The organism is Microbulbifer maximicatervae (SeqCode), from assembly GCF_056231245.1.
Genome location: NZ_CP174334.1, coordinates 977,853 through 998,046 on the forward strand (window position 1 = coordinate 977,853; position 20,194 = coordinate 998,046).

The 20,194-nt window shown below is 51.7% G+C and carries 20 protein-coding genes; 15 read left to right on the forward strand and 5 right to left on the reverse strand.

The features are described 5' to 3' along the window. Nucleotides 1-83: 83 nt before the first annotated feature. Nucleotides 84-1,055 (reverse strand): KpsF/GutQ family sugar-phosphate isomerase, encoded by a 972-nt coding sequence (locus tag ACJJIS_RS04235; RefSeq protein WP_444907489.1) that lies wholly within the window; start codon nucleotides 1,053-1,055, stop codon nucleotides 84-86. A 410-nt stretch (nucleotides 1,056-1,465) separates the two neighbouring features. Between ACJJIS_RS04235 and ACJJIS_RS04240 the strand changes: the two genes are divergently transcribed. The 5 genes from ACJJIS_RS04240 to hisD all read left to right on the forward strand — a co-directional run bounded on the left by ACJJIS_RS04240 (nucleotide 1,466) and on the right by hisD (nucleotide 5,761). Further along, nucleotides 1,466-2,119, forward strand: coding sequence for an MlaC/ttg2D family ABC transporter substrate-binding protein (locus ACJJIS_RS04240; RefSeq protein WP_444907490.1), 654 nt, complete (start codon nucleotides 1,466-1,468; stop codon nucleotides 2,117-2,119). 87 nt (nucleotides 2,120-2,206) lie between these two features. Then, nucleotides 2,207-2,440 carry a BolA family protein gene (locus ACJJIS_RS04245; protein WP_444896351.1) on the forward strand — a complete coding sequence of 78 codons (234 nt, stop codon included), beginning with the start codon at nucleotides 2,207-2,209 and terminating at the stop codon, nucleotides 2,438-2,440. 44 nt (nucleotides 2,441-2,484) lie between these two features. Further along, on the forward strand, nucleotides 2,485-3,747 hold the full coding sequence (murA, locus tag ACJJIS_RS04250; protein ID WP_444896352.1) for a UDP-N-acetylglucosamine 1-carboxyvinyltransferase: 1,263 nt from the start codon (nucleotides 2,485-2,487) through the stop codon (nucleotides 3,745-3,747). A 50-nt stretch (nucleotides 3,748-3,797) separates the two neighbouring features. Then, nucleotides 3,798-4,436, forward strand: a complete 639-nt coding sequence (gene hisG, locus ACJJIS_RS04255) for an ATP phosphoribosyltransferase (protein WP_413663036.1) — start codon at nucleotides 3,798-3,800, stop codon at nucleotides 4,434-4,436. A gap of 14 nt (nucleotides 4,437-4,450) precedes the next feature. Next, on the forward strand, nucleotides 4,451-5,761 hold the full coding sequence (gene hisD / locus ACJJIS_RS04260) for a histidinol dehydrogenase (RefSeq protein ID WP_475709551.1): 1,311 nt from the start codon (nucleotides 4,451-4,453) through the stop codon (nucleotides 5,759-5,761). A 49-nt stretch (nucleotides 5,762-5,810) separates the two neighbouring features. Here the strand turns inward: hisD and ACJJIS_RS04265 are convergent, their stop codons facing one another. Both ACJJIS_RS04265 and ACJJIS_RS04270 read right to left on the reverse strand, forming a co-directional pair. Beyond that, nucleotides 5,811-6,239, reverse strand: coding sequence for a nuclear transport factor 2 family protein (locus ACJJIS_RS04265; RefSeq protein ID WP_475709552.1), 429 nt, complete (start codon nucleotides 6,237-6,239; stop codon nucleotides 5,811-5,813). Between the two features lie 20 nt (nucleotides 6,240-6,259). Continuing rightward, entirely contained in the window at nucleotides 6,260-7,402 is a 1,143-nt protein-coding gene (locus ACJJIS_RS04270) for a S1C family serine protease (RefSeq protein WP_444958459.1), read from the reverse strand. Nucleotides 7,403-7,793: 391 nt separating this feature from the next. Between ACJJIS_RS04270 and sat the strand changes: the two genes are divergently transcribed. Continuing rightward, on the forward strand, nucleotides 7,794-8,984 hold the full coding sequence (gene sat, locus ACJJIS_RS04275) for a sulfate adenylyltransferase (protein WP_475709553.1): 1,191 nt from the start codon (nucleotides 7,794-7,796) through the stop codon (nucleotides 8,982-8,984). 87 nt (nucleotides 8,985-9,071) lie between these two features. Here the strand turns inward: sat and ACJJIS_RS04280 are convergent, their stop codons facing one another. Then, nucleotides 9,072-9,512 carry a Z-ring associated ZapG family protein gene (locus ACJJIS_RS04280; protein WP_157954137.1) on the reverse strand — a complete coding sequence of 147 codons (441 nt, stop codon included), beginning with the start codon at nucleotides 9,510-9,512 and terminating at the stop codon, nucleotides 9,072-9,074. Nucleotides 9,513-9,862: 350 nt separating this feature from the next. Here ACJJIS_RS04280 and zapE point away from each other — a divergent pair, with 350 nt between their 5' ends. The 9 genes from zapE to ACJJIS_RS04325 all read left to right on the forward strand — a co-directional run bounded on the left by zapE (nucleotide 9,863) and on the right by ACJJIS_RS04325 (nucleotide 18,246). Further along, nucleotides 9,863-10,987, forward strand: coding sequence for a cell division protein ZapE (gene zapE, locus ACJJIS_RS04285; RefSeq protein WP_413663031.1), 1,125 nt, complete (start codon nucleotides 9,863-9,865; stop codon nucleotides 10,985-10,987). 114 nt (nucleotides 10,988-11,101) lie between these two features. Next, nucleotides 11,102-11,530: a 50S ribosomal protein L13 gene (gene rplM, locus ACJJIS_RS04290; protein WP_108734214.1), complete on the forward strand. Its 429-nt coding sequence runs from the start codon at nucleotides 11,102-11,104 to the stop codon at nucleotides 11,528-11,530. Nucleotides 11,531-11,545: 15 nt separating this feature from the next. Continuing rightward, nucleotides 11,546-11,938: a 30S ribosomal protein S9 gene (gene rpsI / locus ACJJIS_RS04295; protein WP_413663030.1), complete on the forward strand. Its 393-nt coding sequence runs from the start codon at nucleotides 11,546-11,548 to the stop codon at nucleotides 11,936-11,938. Between the two features lie 302 nt (nucleotides 11,939-12,240). Then, on the forward strand, nucleotides 12,241-12,840 hold the full coding sequence (gene petA / locus ACJJIS_RS04300; protein WP_413663029.1) for a ubiquinol-cytochrome c reductase iron-sulfur subunit: 600 nt from the start codon (nucleotides 12,241-12,243) through the stop codon (nucleotides 12,838-12,840). After that, nucleotides 12,837-15,038 carry a ubiquinol-cytochrome c reductase gene (locus ACJJIS_RS04305; protein ID WP_475709554.1) on the forward strand — a complete coding sequence of 734 codons (2,202 nt, stop codon included), beginning with the start codon at nucleotides 12,837-12,839 and terminating at the stop codon, nucleotides 15,036-15,038. Before petA ends, ACJJIS_RS04305 begins: the two co-directional genes overlap by 4 nt. 107 nt (nucleotides 15,039-15,145) lie before the next feature. Then, on the forward strand, nucleotides 15,146-15,772 hold the full coding sequence (locus ACJJIS_RS04310) for a glutathione S-transferase N-terminal domain-containing protein (protein WP_108734210.1): 627 nt from the start codon (nucleotides 15,146-15,148) through the stop codon (nucleotides 15,770-15,772). A 25-nt stretch (nucleotides 15,773-15,797) separates the two neighbouring features. Next, nucleotides 15,798-16,193, forward strand: coding sequence for a ClpXP protease specificity-enhancing factor (locus tag ACJJIS_RS04315; RefSeq protein ID WP_108735312.1), 396 nt, complete (start codon nucleotides 15,798-15,800; stop codon nucleotides 16,191-16,193). 134 nt (nucleotides 16,194-16,327) lie between these two features. Beyond that, the gene (locus ACJJIS_RS04320; protein WP_444915738.1) at nucleotides 16,328-17,515 is read left to right on the forward strand and encodes a GGDEF domain-containing protein; all 1,188 of its coding nucleotides are present in this window, start codon (nucleotides 16,328-16,330) and stop codon (nucleotides 17,513-17,515) included. A gap of 107 nt (nucleotides 17,516-17,622) precedes the next feature. Next, nucleotides 17,623-18,246 carry a Yip1 family protein gene (locus ACJJIS_RS04325; protein WP_282933883.1) on the forward strand — a complete coding sequence of 208 codons (624 nt, stop codon included), beginning with the start codon at nucleotides 17,623-17,625 and terminating at the stop codon, nucleotides 18,244-18,246. A 38-nt stretch (nucleotides 18,247-18,284) separates the two neighbouring features. Here the strand turns inward: ACJJIS_RS04325 and ACJJIS_RS04330 are convergent, their stop codons facing one another. Further along, nucleotides 18,285-20,192, reverse strand: coding sequence for a M48 family metallopeptidase (locus ACJJIS_RS04330; RefSeq protein WP_475709555.1), 1,908 nt, complete (start codon nucleotides 20,190-20,192; stop codon nucleotides 18,285-18,287). Between the last annotated feature and the right edge of the window lie 2 nt (nucleotides 20,193-20,194).

Consider the following 20,194-nt stretch of genomic DNA (forward strand, 5'->3'; position numbering starts at 1 on the left):
TTCCTATAAACTTACTGTCGTGTGCCAATACAAGTCTTTCATTTGAAGTTGCACGATTTATTCCGTGCGCTTCATTTTACTTTTCAGATAACACCGGCACGTAGAATGTCGTGCATGTGAAGTACGCCAAGGGGGTGATGCGTTTCATCTTCTACTACTAGAGCGGTAATCTTGTAGTCCTCCATAATTCGTAGAGCCTCGGCTGCCAGTGTGTCGGTAGAGACCGTTTTGGGGCGGCGGCTCATAACTTCTTCCATAATTGCTTTGTCTAGCTCAATCTTTTGATCGATTACCCTGCGCAAATCTCCATCGGTGAACACTCCTAGCAGCTCTCCCTCATCGTTCACTACGGTGGTTATACCAAAGCCTTTGCTGGTCATTTCAAGTAGGGCTTTTGAAAGTAATGTCTCCGGCGTTACTTGCGGAAGTTCGTTACCGACATGCATTACATCTTCTGTTTTCAATAAAAGCCTGCGCCCGAGTGCGCCACCGGGGTGAGAGAAGGCAAAGTCTTCGGCGGTAAAGCCGCGAGCCTCGAGTAAAGCGACCGCAAGGGCGTCTCCCATCACGAGAGTGACAGTTGTTGAAGAGGTAGGTGCAAGGTTGAGGGGGCAAGCTTCTGTTTCTACAGAAATATCTAAATTAACTTCTGCGGCCTGAGCGAGGGGAGAGTCGGTTTTGCCAGCCATGCTAATAAGTGGAATACCTAAGCGTTTTAATAGCGGCAGTAATGTGAGGACTTCAGCGGAGGAGCCAGAGTTTGATATGGCTATAACAACGTCATCTCGTGTGATCATACCGAGATCGCCGTGACTCGCCTCGCCGGGGTGAACAAAAAAGCTTGGTGTGCCAGTGCTGGCAAGGGTGGCGGCTATCTTGCGGCCAATATGCCCTGACTTGCCCATGCCGGTAACAATTGTACGGCCACGACATTGCATAATCAATTTACAAGCTTGCTGGAATTCTTCGTTTATTCTGTTTTCCAGTGCTGCTACGGCATCGGCTTCCATGCGGACGGTGCGGCGCCCAGCTTCCAAAATTAGATCCTGTGTCATCAACTGCCTCGAATCGCTTACTAGTGCTTTTTAAAAGTTGCCGTAAAACTGTCTAATTATGCGACAGTTTCGATATTTACTTATGCGACAGCGTGGATAATTTTTGTCATATGAGTCCAGTATTTAAAGGCGACTCGACTTTTTGCTGTCGTGCTAATCTATATTAGCGGGCTACTGGCGGCGAAAAAAGCCAGTGCGCATTTTAGATGTGTCAAATGACACGCTCGTACACCGCCACATTACCGGGTGCGGCCATGGTATAGTTTGCCGTCTCCGCTGTCAGCTATGTCACTCAATGGATGATCGACACACTCTCAGTTGGGCTGCGGGAAGGTTGATATGTGGTATTGCTATGGCACTAAATTCTGTCATATGCGTCCAAGGAATGATTTGCTAACTGGAGATAATTTGTGAACGCATCATTTTGGATTGGCCGAAACGGTTTGTCGCGGTGGATTAGATTTGCGCTTTGTGTTGTTTTTGCTTCTGCAGTGGTGCCTGTAGCCAATGCGGCCCAAAATCCATATGTAATGATTAAAGGGGTTTCCGATGAGCTTTTGGGGGTAATTCGTACCAATGCTCAGTATGCAAATTCAGACCCGCAAAGATACTACAGTGCTGTTGAAGGGGTGCTAACCCCGGTTGTTGATTTTGACTTTATCGCTCGTGGTGTAATGGGGCGCTATGCCAAGCAGGCGACTGCCGATCAACGCTCTCGCTTTACGGATGCTTTTCGTCGCGATCTTGTAGCGACATTTGCTCGTGGCGTGGCAAATTTTGGCGACCTGGATGTAAAAGTGGTCAATCCCGGCACCACACCTCAAGGTAATCGTGTAAATGTACTGCAGGAAGTTCGCAGTAAAGAGGGTATAACAAAAGTTTCGTATACCTTGGTGCGCAATCGGGCAGGTCAGTGGAAGTTGATCAATGTGATTCTGAATGGGGTCAACCTGGGTAAGACTTTCCGCAGTCAGTTCTCGCAGTCAATGCAGACTTATGGGGACATCGACAAGGTGATTTCTAATTGGTCAGCGGCAGACGATGCCGCAAATAAAGTGAGTTGATCCGCGAACTTTGGAGTGCGTAGCTGCGCACTCCGCTTGATTCAAGTACACTTGCGTGCTGTTTTTAACCAATCGCAAGTCCCTCCTATGCAACCAGACGAAATCAAGGCCCTAATTGAAGGGCAAATTCCCGACAGTACTGTTGAAGTGGCTTTTGAAGGTAGTCACCTGATGGTCACTGTAGTGAGCAGTTCCTTTGAAGGTCTGAGTCGTTTAAAAAAGCAACAGCTTGTCTATGCCGCTCTTGGTGAAAAAATCGCCGACGGCACCTTGCATGCCGTGCAAATGCAGACTCTGACTCCAGAAGAAGCCAGTCGTTAACTTGCCATTGCCACTGAGGTGTTGGCTATCTAGAAAGAAATTGAATGGATAAGTTGATAATAGAGGGCGGCAGCCCAATTTCCGGGACTCTGCGGATTTCTGGTGCTAAGAATTCAGCCTTGCCGATTTTGGCTGCTGCTTTGTTGGCTGACGGGCCCGTGCAAATCGATAATTTGCCGCATCTCAACGACATTACCACCATGATTACCCTGCTCCGGTGCATGGGGTGTGATGTCACTATTGATGAAAAGCTGGGTGTTGAAATTGACCCTCGCTCAGTCAATGACCTGACCGCTCCCTATGAGCTGGTTAAGACGATGCGGGCCTCAATCTTGGTTCTTGGGCCCCTGCTGGCTAGGCATGGAGTTGCGAATGTCTCCTTTCCCGGTGGTTGTGCAATTGGTAGCCGCCCAGTCGATATTCACCTGAAGGGCCTTGAGGCGATGGGTGCTGAGATAACCATCGATGGTGGTTTCATTCGGGCGCGCTCCAATGGTCGTCTTAAGGGAGCCAATATTGTCATGGAGAAAGTGACAGTTGGCGGCACTGAAAACCTGTTGATGGCAGCGGCACTGGCAGAGGGAACTACGACTCTGCACAACGCCGCTCGCGAGCCTGAAATCGTCGATTTGGCAGAGTTCCTTATTGCTATGGGGGCTCAGATTGAAGGGGTTGGCACTGACACCCTGCGTGTTCACGGTGTACCTAAGCTTACCCCCTGCAAGTTCACTGTTATGCCGGACCGTATTGAAACTGGAACCTTCCTTGCGGCAGCTGCAGCGGCGAGGGGCAAAGTGCGCCTGCTCAATACTCGTGCCGATATCCTCGATGCGGTTATGGTTAAGTTTGAAGAGGCTGGAGCTCATATCAGTTGTGGCGACGATTGGATTGAGCTGGATATGAAAGGCAATCGCCCTAAAGCGGTGAGCTTCCGTACAGCGCCTTACCCAGCCTTCCCTACAGATATGCAGTCCCAGTTCACAGCAATGAATGCTGTAGCCGAAGGAAAGGGGACTGTAGTTGAGACAATCTTTGAAAACCGCTTAATCCAGGTTCATGAGCTGAATCGAATGGGAGCAGATATCACCCTGGAAGGCAATACGGCAATTGTTACCGGGGTGGAGAAGCTTAAGGGCGCTCCAGTAATGGCTTCAGATCTGCGCGCGTCAGCTAGCTTGGTTATTGCTGGTATGGTGGCAGAGGGCACTACTATGGTGGATCGTATTTACCATATTGACCGCGGCTACGAGTGTATTGAAGAGAAGCTCCGACAGCTGGGCGCGAATATTCGGCGTGTTCCCGGCTGATTGCTACGAAGTTAATCCCAAGAGCCAATGACGGACTGGCGTAAATCGAAATGACTGCACAAATTACAATCGCACTGACAAAAGGGCGGATTCTTCAGGAGACCCTACCGCTTCTTAAGGCGGCAGGGTTGGAGCCTGCTGAAGACCTAACTAAAAGTCGAAAGTTGATATTTCCGACGAATCGCGAAGGGGTGCATCTCCTCCTCCTGAGGGGAGTGGATGTGCCCACTTATGTGCAGCATGGAGCCGCAGATATTGGTGTGGCGGGGAAAGACACCCTACTCGAGCATAGTTCTGATGGTATATACGAGCCTCTCGATTTGGGCATTGCCCGCTGCCGCCTGATGACCGCTGGTGTTAAGGGGGGGCAATTGCCCAGTGGCCGAATTAAGGTCGCTACCAAGTTTGTACAGAGTGCCAAAAAGCACTATGCCTCGATTGGCCGTCAGGTTGACATTATTAAGCTGTATGGGGCTATGGAGCTTGCTCCGCTAATGAATTTGGCCGACGAGATTGTCGATATTGTAGATAGTGGCAATACGCTAAAGGCCAATGGCCTTGAAGCCCGAGAGACTATTGCGCAAATCAGCAGTCGATTGATCGTCAACAAGGCAGCCATGAAGATGAAATATGCGCCAATCAATAGTTTGATTGAGAAGTTGGCATCGGCTGTAGCACAAACCAAATAGATACCCGAAGCATTATGACGAGCAAAGTAATTCGTCGGCTAAATACGGTCGATAGAGATTTCGATGGCCAATTGAAGCAGTTATTGGCTTGGGAGGCAGTGGCAAATCAAGAGGTTGAAAGTATCGTTGCAGAAATATTGCAGCGTGTTCGCGCTCATGGTGATAAGGCTGTTATCGAGTTCACCAACCGCTTTGATCATCGGCACCTGGAAAGGGCGAAAGACTTTGCTCTGCCGGCTGCTGAGCTTACCGCGGCTCTAGGTCGTATAAGTACCGAGGAGCGCGAGGCCCTGGAGGAAGCTGCTAATAGAGTGAGGCGTTACCACGAGCATCAAAGACAGGAGTCCTGGCGCTATACGGAGGCCGATGGGACTGTGCTTGGGCAGCAGATTACCCCAATGCAAAGTGTCGGCATTTATGTTCCTGGAGGTAAGGCGAGTTACCCTTCTTCCGTGCTTATGAATGCAATTCCTGCAAAAGTTGCTGGGGTTGACGCCGTAAATATGGTGGTGCCGGCTCCGAAAGGGGCGCTGAACGACCTGGTGTTGGCGGCAGCGGCAATAGCAGGGGTGGACCGGGTGTTTACGATTGGTGGTGCCCAGGCAGTAGCGGCACTAGCCTATGGTACTGAGTCTATTCCTGCGGTGGATAAAATTGTTGGTCCGGGGAATATCTTTGTGGCCAGTGCCAAGCGTGCTGTTTTTGGTCATGTTGCTATCGACATGATTGCGGGCCCTTCTGAAATTCTGGTTATTTGCGATGGGCAAACAGATCCCGACTGGATTGCCATGGATCTGCTGTCACAGGCTGAACACGATGAGCAGGCGCAGTCAATTCTGTTGTGCCCTGATGCTGAGTATCTAGATCGGGTTGAGAGTTCGCTGCAAAGGCTTTTGGTCGAGTTGCCCCGAGCTGAAATTGCCTCCCGCTCCCTTGCTGATCGTGGAGCGTTGATCCAAGTGGAGTCCATACAGAAGGCGATAGAAATCTCTAATCAGATTGCACCGGAGCACCTGGAAGTTTCAGTAGATAATCCTGAGGCTTACCTTCCTGGGATCCGGAATGCCGGAGCCATTTTCCTCGGGCGCTATACGGCAGAGGCATTGGGGGACTACTGTGCTGGCCCCAATCATGTCCTTCCTACCAGTGGCACTGCCCGTTTTTCCTCACCGCTGGGAGTTTACGACTTCCAGAAGCGCAGTTCGGTGATCTACTGTTCTGAAAAAGGCGCTGATACCTTGGGGCGCGTAGCGCATACTCTTGCGCTCGGGGAGGGGTTAGAAGCTCATGCCCGCTCTGCGGGTTTTCGGGTCAAGGATTTCTGAGTAATACACCCCGACAGATTCCTCTATGCGGGGTGTGTACATAGTGCACTTATTCTGTAGGGGGTATGCGGGTAGCCTGCCAGGCTAGGGCGCGCCACTCACCGTCTCGTTTAACAAACATGCCGGTGTTGAGGTAATAGCTTTGTTCCCCTTTACTGCTGTCATTAGCCGATAGTTTAAATGCAGCAATAGCGGCATCTCCTAACAATCGAATGTCAATTTCCTCGGCGGCATAGCTTGTTGTCACTGGTTCAGTGGGAGGTGTTTGCATTCCTTGCATAATTTCGCTTTTGCCAAAGCGCTTTCCGTTTGAGCTGGTGTATACCAGGTCCTCGGCCCAAAAGCGTTGGTGGGCCTGGGGATCAGAGGCAGCTTTGCTGATAAAATCAATCAGCAGTTTTTGTAAGTCTTCTTTATCTTCCGCTATTGCGGGAGTTACAGTTATTGTAAAAAGTAGAGCAAAAACCATTGAGCGCATGGAGGCTCCTCCTTGAGAGTTTATTCTATTGCTGTTTTTGTCTGTGGCTCTTCTGAAACTGTGGCATTAACCGTATGGGAGGCGCCTTCTCTAATAAAGGTTATTGAGATGGTATCTCCGGGGCGCAGAGTGGCCATAGTGGCCTCTCCCTGTTTGCCATCGCCGATAGGGAGGCCATCAATATGCGTGATGACATCTCCTGGCTGAAGACCTGCAACATGCGCGGGGCCCTCGTTGTAAATAGCTGTTACTAACACGCCACCAGTAGAGTTTAAATTGAACTCCTTGGCCATTTGAGGGCTAATGCCAGTAGCTTCAATGCCCAGCCAGCCGGGTACAACCCGTCCGTAAGCGATAATATCTTGCATGACTTTGAAGGCAATATTGGCGGGAATGGCGAAGCTGATTCCGCCTGAATAGCCGGATTGATTGAGAATTGAGGTGTTGATGCCGAGCAGGCGCCCTTGAGAGTCAACCAGTGCGCCACCAGAGTTTCCAGGGTTGACCGCAGCATCTGTCTGCAAAAAGTTCTGTAAGTAGCTGCCGGTACCTGAGTTTTCTAGGTGGCGGCCTTTCGCACTGATAATACCTTGAGTCACAGTTTGCCCAACTCCAAAAGGGTTGCCGATTGCTAGGACGACGTCGCCCACTTGTGCCCTGTCGGGCTCGCCAACAGAAATGGAGGTCAGGCCGTCGAGGTCAATTTTGAGGACGGCCAAGTCAAAATCTGTATCGCTTCCGACGAGCCTTGCTTGCGCTTCCCGTCCATCAGCTAAAAGAATAACAATGGCATCGGCCTGGTCGACCACATGATGGTTGGTCAGGATATAACCGTTATCACTGGCAATGACACCTGAGCCAAGATTGGATTGCATCCTCTGTCTTTGCGGGACATCCATGTTGTCGAACAAGCGCCTAAAAAGGGGGTCATTGAACAAAGGGTGCTGGCGCTGCGGCATGGCCATTCGGGTGTAGATATTGACTACAGCAGGGCCTGCCACATTGACGGCATGGGCATAGGAAACCGGACCTTGGGTATTATTTCCATTGGCCTCAGGGGCGATACCACGCAGTTGTGGGAATATAACCAAGAGCAGGGCAGCCATGGCAAGGCCTACCAGGGTTGGTAGGATCCAATCTTGTAAAAATCGGTTTTGGGACACTCGTGACTCCTCTTTGCGCTGATTATACACACGTCTCCAGGCGGAATCGCTGCACATGGACTTTGTTAGAGGAAATAGTTTCTTTTGGCTGGGTGGTTGTTCACGGCACAACAATTAGCATATAGGGGCTCTACAAAATGGCTTGGACAGAGGGGCAGTTTGTGAGCCTAATTGGAGGGCGCTTGTATTTCTCACTCTACTATATAGTGATTGCCCAGTGTCCGGGTCTGCTTGCTTGGTTTTTGAGACCCTGGAGTTGCTCAGGGAGTGGAACTTGGGGGGTATAATCTAACTCCTGTATGGCAATGACATTGGTCGCTTACGATAGATGCGTATAATGGCCAATCGAAATTTTAAGACTAACCGGTAACTACTGTTTTTGGAGACCTAAATGTCCCTAGTTCGCCCCCATGGTAGCGTTGAACTTCAGCCACGCTTTGTATATGACAGTGAGAGGCATCACCAGTTGATGCACGAAGCGGAGTCCCTGCCGTCAATCGTGGTCAGTTCGGCAGCTGCCGCTAATGCGGTAATGCTTGGGGCAGGATACTTCAATCCGTTGCACGGCTATATGAACCTGGCAGATGCCATGAGTGTTGCTGGAACCTTGCGCACAGTAGATGGCCTGTTCTGGCCGGTGCCGGTTGTCAATGTTGTTAAAGACGCTAGTGAAATTGAGGGTGCCTCCCGTATTGCCCTGCGTGACCCGAATGTTGAGGGTAATCCGGTTCTCGCCGTGATGGATGTTGAGGCGATCGAAACCATTTCAGAAGAGCAAATGGACACCATGGCTGAGCAGGTCTTTGGCACTCTGGATGAGAAACACCCCGGTGTCGCAACCTTTAAGTCTGCGGGTCGAACTCTAGTATCGGGCCCGATCGAAGTGCTGAACTTTAGCTACTTCCAGAATGACTTCCCGGATACTTTCCGCACTGCGGTAGAGATTCGCAATGAATTCAAGGAGCGTGGCTGGAATAAGGTTGTAGCCTTTCAGACTCGCAACCCGATGCACCGCGCGCACGAAGAGCTGTGCAAGATGGCCCTCGACGGGGTAGAGGCCGATGGTGTACTGATTCATATGCTGCTTGGCCAGCTGAAGCCTGGTGATATCCCCGCTCCGGTGCGCGATGCTTCCATTCGCAAGATGGTAGAGCTGTACTTCCCGGCGAATACTGTGATGGTGACCGGCTACGGCTTCGATATGCTGTATGCTGGCCCGCGCGAAGCGGTATTGCATGCGGTATTCCGCCAGAACTGTGGCTGTAGCCACCTGATTGTCGGTCGTGATCACGCCGGCGTTGGTGATTACTACGGCGCTTTCGATGCTCAGACAATCTTCGATGAAAAGGTGCCCGAAGGCGCTCTTGAGATTGAGATTTTCCGTGCCGACCACACCGCTTATTCCAAAAAGTTGAATAAGGTGGTAATGATGCGTGATGTTCCTGATCACACGAAAGAAGACTTTATTCTGCTTTCAGGTACTAAAGTGCGTGAAATGTTGGGTGATGGTATTGCGCCGCCCCCAGAGTTTTCTCGCCCTGAAGTGGCGCAGATTTTGATGGATTACTATCAGAGCCTGTAAGTACCGAATAAAAAAGGCGGGTGATTACCCGCCTTTTTCTATTTCTTGGAAAGCTGCGTTTCATTATCTCGTACAGCTTATTAATTATTAGCTGCTCTCATGGGCCTCTTTTTCGAGCCCGTAGTCCTCAGCAAGTGTGCCTTTGGCGCCAGGTTCCTTAGGGGCCCAGTCGCGAGGCGGCTCTATATCCTGCAATTTCTCATCGTTGTCTTTTAATTTTCCACTGCCGGCTTTTAGCATCTGGCGGCCAATATCCTGGCTGGATAAGCGCAGCGCGCTATTAGACAGGTATTCGTGAACCTCTTTATAGCTCTCGGTGAGGTTGTGAACAAGTTGTGAAGTTTGGTCGAAGTGATCGTTGACCTGCAACTGGAAGTCTTCGAGTTTGTTGTTGGCCTCACGTAGCCTTTGCTCCAGCTCCTCTGAGCGCTCCACACTGGTACGCCCGCGCACAGCCAGGAATGCGAGGAATGCACCCAGGGTCATACCGAGGACGCCGACTAGAATTAATACCGATGTAGAGTGCACTTACTACCTCCTCAACTTGCTTTTTTATTGTACAGATCGCCTCGCGGGGAGATGAGGCTGCCAATCTTGGCCCAGCCGGTTTCTGCACTTTGGGTAGCCCGCGTTCGTGGCTATTGCCCCTCATAATAGAGAGGCCAGTATACGCGATTATTACGCTGACAATTAATGTTGTCGGTCAATTGCGACAGAATGGTTAGTGCCTGGTTCCAGTTTGCGGGGAGGGCTGGCTATTTCGGGTAGTTGCACTGTTGTAAAGGGTGCCAACCATGTCTCTCCGCGGTCTATGCGTAGATTGGTTGAATTTGATAGAGTGCGCGCCAGTTATTCAGTAGTCGAAGAAATTTTCCTCTATGTTGCCCGCCAAACCACTATTTTCTTCCCCTCTTGAGCGTTATGAGAGTGATCTTCAGCGTCCGGACTTTGTTGAGGATCAATCCCAGCGTCAGGCAGTTGAGGAGCTGCAGGATCTTCATCGGCGCCTGGTGGCCCGGTCTGAGCGCGGTGCGATCATCAGTTTTTTGTCCCGCATTCGCAGTCGCGCTAATGAGCCCGAGAAGGGTCTCTACTTTTGGGGTGGGGTAGGCCGCGGAAAAACCTACCTAATGGATGCGTTTTTTGAGTCCCTGCCGTTCGCGGAAAAACAGCGCACCCATTTCCATCGCTTTATGCGTCGAGTTCACCAGGATCTAAAGGAGTACGCAGGGGAGAAGAATCCGCTGGAGAAGGTGGCGGATAAGATTGCCCGCCGCGCTCGGGTGCTCTGCTTTGATGAGTTTTTCGTCTCAGATATTGCCGATGCCATGATATTGGCCGGTCTGTTGGATGCGCTGTTCCGCCGGGGGGTGGCCCTAGTGGCGACCTCGAATATTGTGCCCAAAGGCTTATATAAGGATGGGTTGCAGAGGGTACGATTCCTTCCGGCCATCGATCTGCTGGAGAAGTACACCAAAGTGGTTAATGTCGATAGCGGTACCGATTACCGGCTGCGCACCCTGGAGATATTGGAGCTATATCATTCTCCACTGGGACCTGAGGCGGATAGCAGTCTGGAGCAGAGTTTTTCACAGCTGAGTGTCAGCGGCTGCGAAGCTCGTAGCGAGGTTCAGCTGCAAGTGGAGGGGCGCCCAATTCGAGCCTTGAAAGTAGCGGATGATGTTGCGTGGTTTGATTTTGTGGATCTATGCGATGGGCCGCGATCGCAAAATGACTATATCGAATTGGCCAGGGAGTTCCATACGGTGCTTCTGGGGTCGGTGGTCAAGTTTGATGAGCGTATGGATGCCCAGGCGCGTCGCTTCATTAATCTGGTGGATGAATTTTACGACCGGTGCGTGAAGTTGGTGATTTCTGCGGAGGTTCCAGCTGAGGAGTTGTACGTCGGCCGGAATCTTAAGTTTGAGTTTGAGCGCACGGTGAGTCGGCTTTTGGAGATGCAGTCCCGCGAATATCTGGAGCGGCCCCATCGCCCCGAATAAGTCTGTCGAGTCGGGGTAAATTCCGCTTGAAAAGCATACACTCCTTTTGTACTATCCGCGCTCTTTTGTGGGACGGCCCCTAATTCTGGGGGTCATATTACAGGTGTTTATAACATGAAGACTTACAGTGCCAAGCCAGAGGCGGTAAAACGCGACTGGTACATTGTTGACGCTGCGGACAAGACCCTCGGCCGTATTGCTGCCGAGATCGCAACCCGCCTGCGCGGCAAGCACAAGCCTGAATACACGCCCCACGTGGACACTGGCGATTACATCATTGTAATCAACGCAGAAAAGGTTCGCGTGACCGGTAACAAGGCCAAAGACAAGATCTACCACAGCCACTCCGGCTACCCTGGTGGTCTTAAATCCATCAGCTTCGAAAAGCTGATCGAAAAAGCGCCCGAGCGCACCGTTCAAAGCGCCGTTAAAGGCATGCTGCCGAAAGGTCCTTTGGGTCGTGCCATGTTCAAGAAGCTGAAAGTATACAGCGGCAGTGAACATCCTCATGTGGCTCAACAGCCGATTGAACTGGCGATCTAAACGGGAATAAATCTGATGGCAACTACTCAATACTACGGTACCGGCCGCCGCAAGACCTCTACTGCTCGTGTATTCCTCACAGCAGGCGAAGGTAAGATCACCGTAAACGGTCGCACTCTGGACGAATACTTCGGCCGTGAAGTGGCTCGCATGATCGTGCGTCAGCCGCTGGAAAAGGTTGAAATGGTCGAGAAATTCGACATCACTGTCACTGTTAAAGGTGGCGGTTCCTTTGGTCAGGCGGGTGCTATCCGTCACGGCCTGACCCGTGCCCTGATGCAGTACGACGAAGCGCTGCGTCAACCGCTGCGCGCCGCTGGTTATGTTACCCGCGACGCCCGTGAGGTTGAGCGTAAGAAAGTGGGTCTGCGCAAAGCGCGTAAGAAGCCGCAGTTCTCCAAGCGTTAAGCTTTCTTTTTGGCCCGGCTTTTGCCGGGCTTTTTTATATTCCCGTATCTGTGGTTATCCAGCGCTCTTATGACTTTTGCTGGATTTATCGCGGTTTCGCCGCGTGATTCCCGACGTTCCCCATAGCATTGCCTTGTATCAAATTGGCATTTTCTTTAACATTGCGCCGATTTGTATCCGCTTGATTTGTGGGGTTTATTCGCGCGGGCAATCTGCCGGGGCGGGACTTCTTTCAAGACTTTTTGGGTTTGGGCCAGCGAATCTCCGGGCTATCGGGGTCGCTGTGATGGGAGAACTACGTCATGAGTGATGACGGTGTAAATGTAGGACGGCGCCGTTTTCTAACCGCTGCCACCTCAGTTGTTGGTGGCGCGGGTGCGGTGGGGGTTGCCGTTCCCTTCGTCGCTTCCTGGAAGCCGAGTGCCAAGGCGAAAGCTGCGGGCGCTCCGGTTAAATACAACATTAGCAAAGTTGAACCGGGCCAAATGGTCACTGTAGAGTGGCGAGGTAAGCCGGTCTATGTTGTGCGCCGTACCGATGAAATACTGCAAGACCTGGAGAAAGTGGAGCCTCTACTGCGCGACCCTAACTCCGAGGAGTCTATCCAGCCAGCTTATGTAGATCCGGAAAACCGCTCTATCAAGCCAAAGCTGTTGGTGTTGGTTGGTCTGTGTACGCACCTTGGCTGCGCGCCTATGTACCGCCCGGAAGTGGGTGCTGCCGATCTGGGTGGCGATGAGTGGATGGGTGGCTTCTTCTGTCCCTGTCACGGTTCCAAATACGATATGGCTGGCCGTGTTTATACCGGTGTTCCCGCGCCTACCAACTTGGAGGTGCCGCCTTATTCCTATGAAAACGACGATGTAATCGTGATTGGCGTAGACCAGGAGGGCACCGCATGAAATGGCTCGCAGATTTCGGTGATTGGGTAGATCAGAGACTACCCATTTACCAGGCCTGGGATAAGCACATGGGCAAGTACTACGCGCCCAAAAACTTTAACCTGTGGTATTTCTTCGGTGTTTTCTCCTTATTGGTCCTGGTCAACCAGCTGTTGACCGGTATTTGGCTCGTTATGAGCTACAACCCCTCCGCCGAGGAGGCGTTTGCCTCGGTTGAGTACATCATGCGAGATGTAGAGTGGGGTTGGTTGATACGATATCTTCACTCCACAGGTGCGTCTGCCTTTTTCGTGGTGGTGTACCTGCATATGTTCCGCGGTTTGATGTACGGCTCTTATAAGCCGCCCCGCGAGCTGGTGTGGATTTTCGGTATGTGTATCTACCTGGTGCTGATGGCAGAAGCCTTTATGGGTTACGTACTGCCTTGGGGCCAGATGTCCTACTGGGGTGCCCAGGTAATTGTTTCCCTGTTTGGAGCAATTCCCGGTATTGGCGATAGCCTGGTTGAGTGGATTCGCGGAGACTACCTGATTTCTGGTATTACCCTGACCCGCTTCTTCTCCCTGCACGTTATTGCACTGCCGCTGGTATTGGTATTGCTGGTAGTTCTGCATATCCTGGCGTTGCACGAGGTTGGCTCCAACAACCCAGACGGTATCGAGATCAAGAAGAACAAGGACGAGAACGGCATTCCTAAAGACGGTATTGCTTTCCACCCTTACTACTCTGTGCACGATTTGGTAGGTATCGCGGTATTCCTGTTTATCTTCGCAACTGTTGTGTTCTTCTTCCCGGAAATGGGCGGCTTCTTCCTGGAGTACGCTAACTTCGAAGAAGCGAACCCGCTGAAGACACCGCCGCATATTGCTCCGGTTTGGTACTTCACGCCGTTCTACGCAATCCTGCGTGCGGTTACCATGGATATCGGTCCGCTTACTGCGAAATTCCTTGGCTTGATAGCAATGGGTGCCGCTATTGCTGTGCTGTTTGTGCTGCCTTGGCTGGACAAGAGCCCGGTTCGCTCGATTCGCTACAAGGGTTGGTTGCCGAAGGGCTTGCTGCTTCTGTTTGCTGCAGTATTTATTATCCTTGGCTACCTGGGTGTTAAATCTCCGACCCCGGATCGTAACTTCCTGTCTCAGGTAGCGACCCTGTTCTACTTCGCCTTCTTCCTGACCATGCCGGTTTGGACGAATCCGAAGAGTAAGAAAGGCATTGGCTCCTGGGCTGTTTGTGTCATCTTTGGCGTGCTGTTCCTGTGGATGGCGGTTGCTAATTACTCCGTGAATACTTTCATGGTGGTTGTAACTCTGCTGCTAGCTGCCTTCTTTACGTTGCTGCCCTGGATTACCAATCGCGATGAGGTTTACCCAGAGCCCGAGCGTGTAACCAGCCCGTCTGGTGGTAAAACTTTCGGCATCCTGTTTATCGGTATTATCGTTGTCGGCCTGCTGACCTTTATCCCGATTAAAGCGGTAGGTGCAGAATCTGAAGTGGAGCTGGATCACATCAATATCGATCTGCGGGACAAGCCGTCCCTGCAGCGCGGTGCCAAGTACTTCGTCAACTACTGCATGGGTTGTCACAGTGCCAATTACTCCCGTTGGGAGCGCGTGGCCACTGACCTGGATATCCCGGTTGAGTTGATGATGGAGAACCTGGTTTTGGGTGACGACAAGATCGGTAACCTGATGACGATCTCCATGCGTCCAGATGATTCCAAAGTATGGTTCGGCGCCGCGCCGCCGGACCTGACGTTGGTTGCTCGTTCTCGCTCACCGGAATGGCTCTACACTTACCTCCGCAGCTTCTATAAGGACGACAGTCGTGCTACCGGGGTAAATAACAAGGTCTTCCCGAGTGTGGCCATGCCTCACGTTCTGATGGAACTGCAAGGCTTGCAGGAATGTGCCCCTGGCCCTAAGCGCGATCACGGTAAAGTTGTCCGCGATGAGCTCGGCAACCCGATTATGGATGCTGCCTGTGGTAGTCTGGAAGTCGGCAAGGTGAAGGGTTCTATGACACCTGAAGAGTTTGATGGGGCAATGTATGACCTCGTCAACTTTATGGAGTACATTGCTGAGCCGATGGCTGAAGATCGCAAACGTGTTGGCTTCTATGTGCTGGCGTTTATTTTTGTGTTCTTTATCTTCGCCTGGTTGCTGAACCGCGAATACTGGAAAGACGTGCACCACTAAAGCCGTCGCTAGTTTGTCTCTAATGGGTGGTGGGTTTACTCACTGCCCTTTTATATTTTGAATAAAAGGTCGGCTCTAGCCGGCTTAAAGTTTGAGGTAGTTTGAACATGGGTGTGCCTACCAACAAGCGCTCCTCGATGACCTTCTTCTCCGATGGTCGCAGCCACTATAGCCACCGAGTACGTATCGTACTTGCAGAGAAAGGGGTTTCCGTCGATATCACCGATGTGGACGCTGATGATAAACCAGCTGAACTCGCTGACCTCAATCCTTACAACTCCCTGCCAACCCTGGTAGATCGCGACTTGGTTCTGTTCGAGACCAAAGTGATGATGGAGTATCTGGACGAGCGTTTCCCGCATCCGCCGCTGCTGCCGGTTTACCCGGTTGCCCGCGCGCAGAGCCGCCAGATCATGCATCGTATCGAGCGCGATTGGTGTCCTCTGGTGGACAAGATCCTTGCCGGTGGTAAGGACGCGGCCTCCGCTCGGAAAGAACTGCGCGACAACCTGGTTGGTATCGCTCCGATGTTTACCGACCTGCCGTACTTCTTTAATGAAGAGTTTTCTCTGGTGGATTGCTGCATGGCCCCGCTGTTGTGGCGCCTTGAGCAGTTTGAAATCAGTCTTCCGAAAACCAAGCAGGTTAAGCCGTTGCTGGATTATATGGACCGCCTGTTTGCCCGTGAGGCATTCCAGCAGAGTCTGACCGAATACGAACGGGAAATGCGTTGAGGGAATACTGGTGAGCAAGCCGGCCATGACATCCAATCGTCCCTATATTCTGCGGGCGTTTTACGAGTGGATAACCGATAACCGGTGCACTCCTTATATTCTGGTTGATACGCACCTCCCCGGTGTTTTGGTGCCGCAACAACATGTGAACGACGATGGTCAGATAGTGCTGAACATCTCGGAATCAGCGGTTGCCAGTCTGACTATGGATAATTACGCCATCAGGTTTAACGCCCGTTTTGGCGGGGTTCCGACAGATATCCAAGTTCCAGTGGGGTCTGTGGTCGGAATCTACGCGCGGGAAAACGGACAGGGAATGGTATTTGAGGCCGAGGAAACTCCAGAGCCGCCCGAACCGACGCCACCCACCAGTTTGGGTAAAAAATCGGTGAAAAAACCGGCTCTGCGTGTCGTTAAATAGTGCTCCTTTTCGCTGGTAGGGCAGATTTCTGAAGCCCTGCCAGTTCCCTTCCTTCACTTTTGTGACCCGGTTCCGGGTATACGCTTGTCCCAAGTCCGTATAATGTCGCGTTATCTTTTATTGCCGCGAATGTCATGCCGCCGTACCTTCAATGGCTGCGCTTTATTTGGCTGCCAGGGATGCTTCTGGTGCTTCTCGTTGCGCAGTATCTTCCCTGGATCGATCTGACCCACTTATACAGTCCGCAGCTGCCTGTGTTGCTATTGGCTATGGCAGCATTGCTCAGTTTTGGTTTTCGCTCAAGCCGGGTTGCGCTTTCAGCGCTGCTTATCATGGCCCTATACATCGCGGCTCACTCCCAGTTGCTCCCCAGCTTGGACAGGGATCTCCCGCTATATCTCTCACTGGTAGCGGTAAATCTTGTTCTCTTTACTTGCAGTCGTGATCGCAGTGTCTTCAGTATTTTTGGGCTGCTGTGGGGCCTGTTTTTGCTGGCTGAGGGGGTGGGTTTTGTCTTGCTCTACGATTGCTGCGCGCCGCTGAGGCTGGCATTTCCGGTCGAGAATTTGCCCAGGGGGTTGTCCGGGTTTTTACCCGACGCATTTTCGTTGCCACAATTGATCGGCAGTGTCTCCGCTCTCGGTGCTTTTGCCTTACTTTTTCTCTACCCTGGCCCCACCGCTATGGGTCTGTTTAGTTGTTCTATTTTGCTGCTGTGCAGTGTTTGGTTGGGCTTTCCTCTCGAGTTTACCGGGTCTGTAGCGGGAATATTGTTGGTCGCTTCGCTGCTTGGGGCCAGTTATGAATTGGCGTTTCGCGATGAGCTGACTGGGCTTCATTCCAGGCGGGCCTTCCGCTATCAGATGCTGACGCCAACATGGAATTACAGCCTTGCCATGGTTGATATCGATCATTTTAAGAGGCTGAATGATCGCTATGGGCACCAAGTGGGTGATCAGGCTTTGCAAATGGTTGCGGCTCAACTCGCGCGCCACTCTCACGGTGCCGTGTTTCGCTATGGTGGCGAGGAGTTTGTTATTTACCTTCCGGGCCGCAGTCGCGAGGCGAAAGAAGCTTTATTGGAAAAAATCAGGGAGAAAATCTCAAGCTACCCGCTGCGCCTAAGGTCATCGGGGCGTCTTGCCGCAGGGGCCTCACTAAGGGGGAAGGGCGGAGGGAGGCCAGTAAAAGTTACTGTGAGTATTGGCGTTGCCCACCGCAATAAAAAACTAAAGAAACCCGAGAATATCCTTAAAGCGGCTGATCAAGCGCTTTATAAAGCAAAGCGCAGCGGGCGAAATTGCCTGTCGGTCCACAGCTGATATAAATCAAGTAAATTTGAAAGTGACGCTTAATTCCCTTTTGGCATTGGTCAATCTGTTGTGCGCCACCGATACTGCAAAGCAGGGTATTGGAAGGGAGATTTGGTGTGCGGATACTCAGTCATACAATAGGTATTCTTACCAACCCGGAAAAAGAGTGGAAAGCGATACGCGCTGATCGCCATTCTTTTTTTGAGGTGTTTGTAACTCATGTGCCGCTTCTGGCGTTGATTCCTACTGTGGCCGGTTACTTTGGGGTTACCCGGGTAGGCTTTCAGGTTGGGGGACATCTAGCAAAGCTGACACCTGAAAGTGCAGCTGTTCTGTCGGTTGTTACTTACTTTGCATTGCTGGTTGGCGTCTATTGCCTCGGAGAGTTTATTAACTGGATGGCGCGATCCTACGGGGTTGAGGGCGATGAGCCCACGCGCCATTATGAAGGGACGGCACTTGCGGTGTTTATTACTACGCCAATCTTCCTGGCGAGTATCGTCGTCCTTTATCCGCACCCCTGGCTCACGATGGCGTCGGTAGGCATTGCCGGGATGTATTCTATTTACCTGGTCTTTGCCGGCATTCCGATCCTGATGAATATGAATAAGGATCGAGCTTTTCTGTATGCCTGTGCAGTATTAACCGTTGCCCTGGTAATGATGGTTACGGTGCTTATTGGCTCCGTCATTTTATGGAGTGTGGGCATCGGGCCGGTTTATCAGCACCACGCCTATTAAGGCTTCACAACGCCAGCATTTGTGCTGGCGTTGTGCGGCTACCTAGACTTATCGATAATCGGTGGCATAGGGCAGTCCAGGCTGTCAGCGACGGCCCTTAACAGTTCGATCTCCTCCGCTTTAATTACCCCATTGTGATTCAAGGTGATCACAATCGCTTTCAGTAAGTCGGGTTTCTCCAGGGGCGGTATAAGGCTGGCGATTGCAATGGCCTTGTCCAGTCGTGGCAGGGTGATATCAGCGATGCCGGGTAGCGGGGTTATTTCAAGCCTGAGAGCACTGAGTCCCTTCTCATAAGCACGTTTTGCTGGAAGGTATTGGCTGTTTCCCGCATGGGCGATGGCTGCAATGATAAATCGTGAAGCATCTTTGTTGGCATGTTTGCTGTGGGAGAGGCGCTGTCGATCTGGAGCGCCGTCGAGCGCGTGCATTAATACCCGGTATAAGGCCCACTCCCAAACTTCAACTTTCCCATCGCTGTGTAGAAGCTTGATAAGGTTTCGTTTAAAGATCTGGTACTGCTGAGGGACTAGGGCACGCAAGGCCGGGATACATAGGTCTATCAATGCGAGGCGGGCGTTGCTCGGCAGTGATTCCATATGTGGTGTGAGTTTTTTCATCTCGCGGATAACAGCGGGGTGGGCAATTTTCTCCAAGAGGTTTAGCTGTTTGTCTCGCTCGGTTTTATCCTTGTGCAGAAGAAGGTAGTAAACCAGTGCCCGGGCGGTAAAAGGTTCGTGTGCAGCCTGTTGGATCAGAGGTGGAATAGAACCCAGCAGTTGATGCCCAAGCTCAACTTGGTGTGTATCTGGTTTGGCAATGCTGTTGTCCACCGCATCCAGAGCAGCCTGGAAAGGCGTTGTAGGAGCGGCCATGGCGAACTGAGGATTTTGCAATTCACTGGGTTTTACAGTCTGGGCTTCACTTTTTACCTGTTCTTCCGTATTGGCGAATAGGCCGTTCCAGGCGGGTTCTAACCTCTTTATACGCACCGGTAGTGGAGGGTGAGTGGCAAAAAGGCTGAGCAGCGAGTGTTTTACCCCAACCGCGAACAACATATGGTTAAACTCTGCTGCGTTGGGGCTGCTGAGTTCTGAGCCTAAATCGCGGCCACCGATCTTTTTCAGTGCGTTGGCAATACCGAGGTTGTTGCGAGTAAATTGTACTGCGGAGGCATCGGCAAGAAACTCCCGTTGCCGACTGACAGCGGCCTTGATCAGGTTGCCGATTAGCGTACCGGTGTAGCCGAGGATAATCAGAGTTATTCCCAGGCCTAGTAGCGGATATCTTATGGGGGTTACGCGCCTGTGGGGTGCTGGGCTTCTGATAAGGAGCTGCCCCAAAAGTCCAATAATTAAGATTCCGTGGAGCAGCCCGGTGATTTGGGTGTTTAGACGAATGTCTCCATTGAGAATATGACTGAACTCGTGGGCAACAACTCCCTGTAGTTCCTCCCGGGTAAGCTTTTCCAAGGAGCCCCGCGTCAGGCCAATAATGGCGTTGGTAGGGTTTTGGCCAGCGGCAAAGGCATTGATGGTGCTGTCCTCAATGATGTAGACATCGGGTACCGGAATACCTGCTGCAATAGCGATCTCTTCCACAACATTGAGTGCTCTCTTTTCCCGCTCAGTCCGCGCGGAAGTATTAAGTTTGTGCCCTCCCAGGGATTCCGCCACAGCCTTTCCCCCAGGGGATAATTGATGGAACTTGTACAGACTGCCCGGAATAACGACGGTACCGATGACAAAGGCTATTGAGCCAAGGGTCTCCCAGCCCAGAAGTTGCACAACTTCAAAGGGAGTAAATGGTTGGCCGCGAGACAGTGACACCATGGCCGCCGTAGCCAGGGTACTCAAACTAATTAGGGCAATGAGGGCCAGGCTGAAGAGGAAAACCAGCAAACGACTGCTGTGCTTGGCTTTGTCCTGATGAACGTAAAAGTTCATAT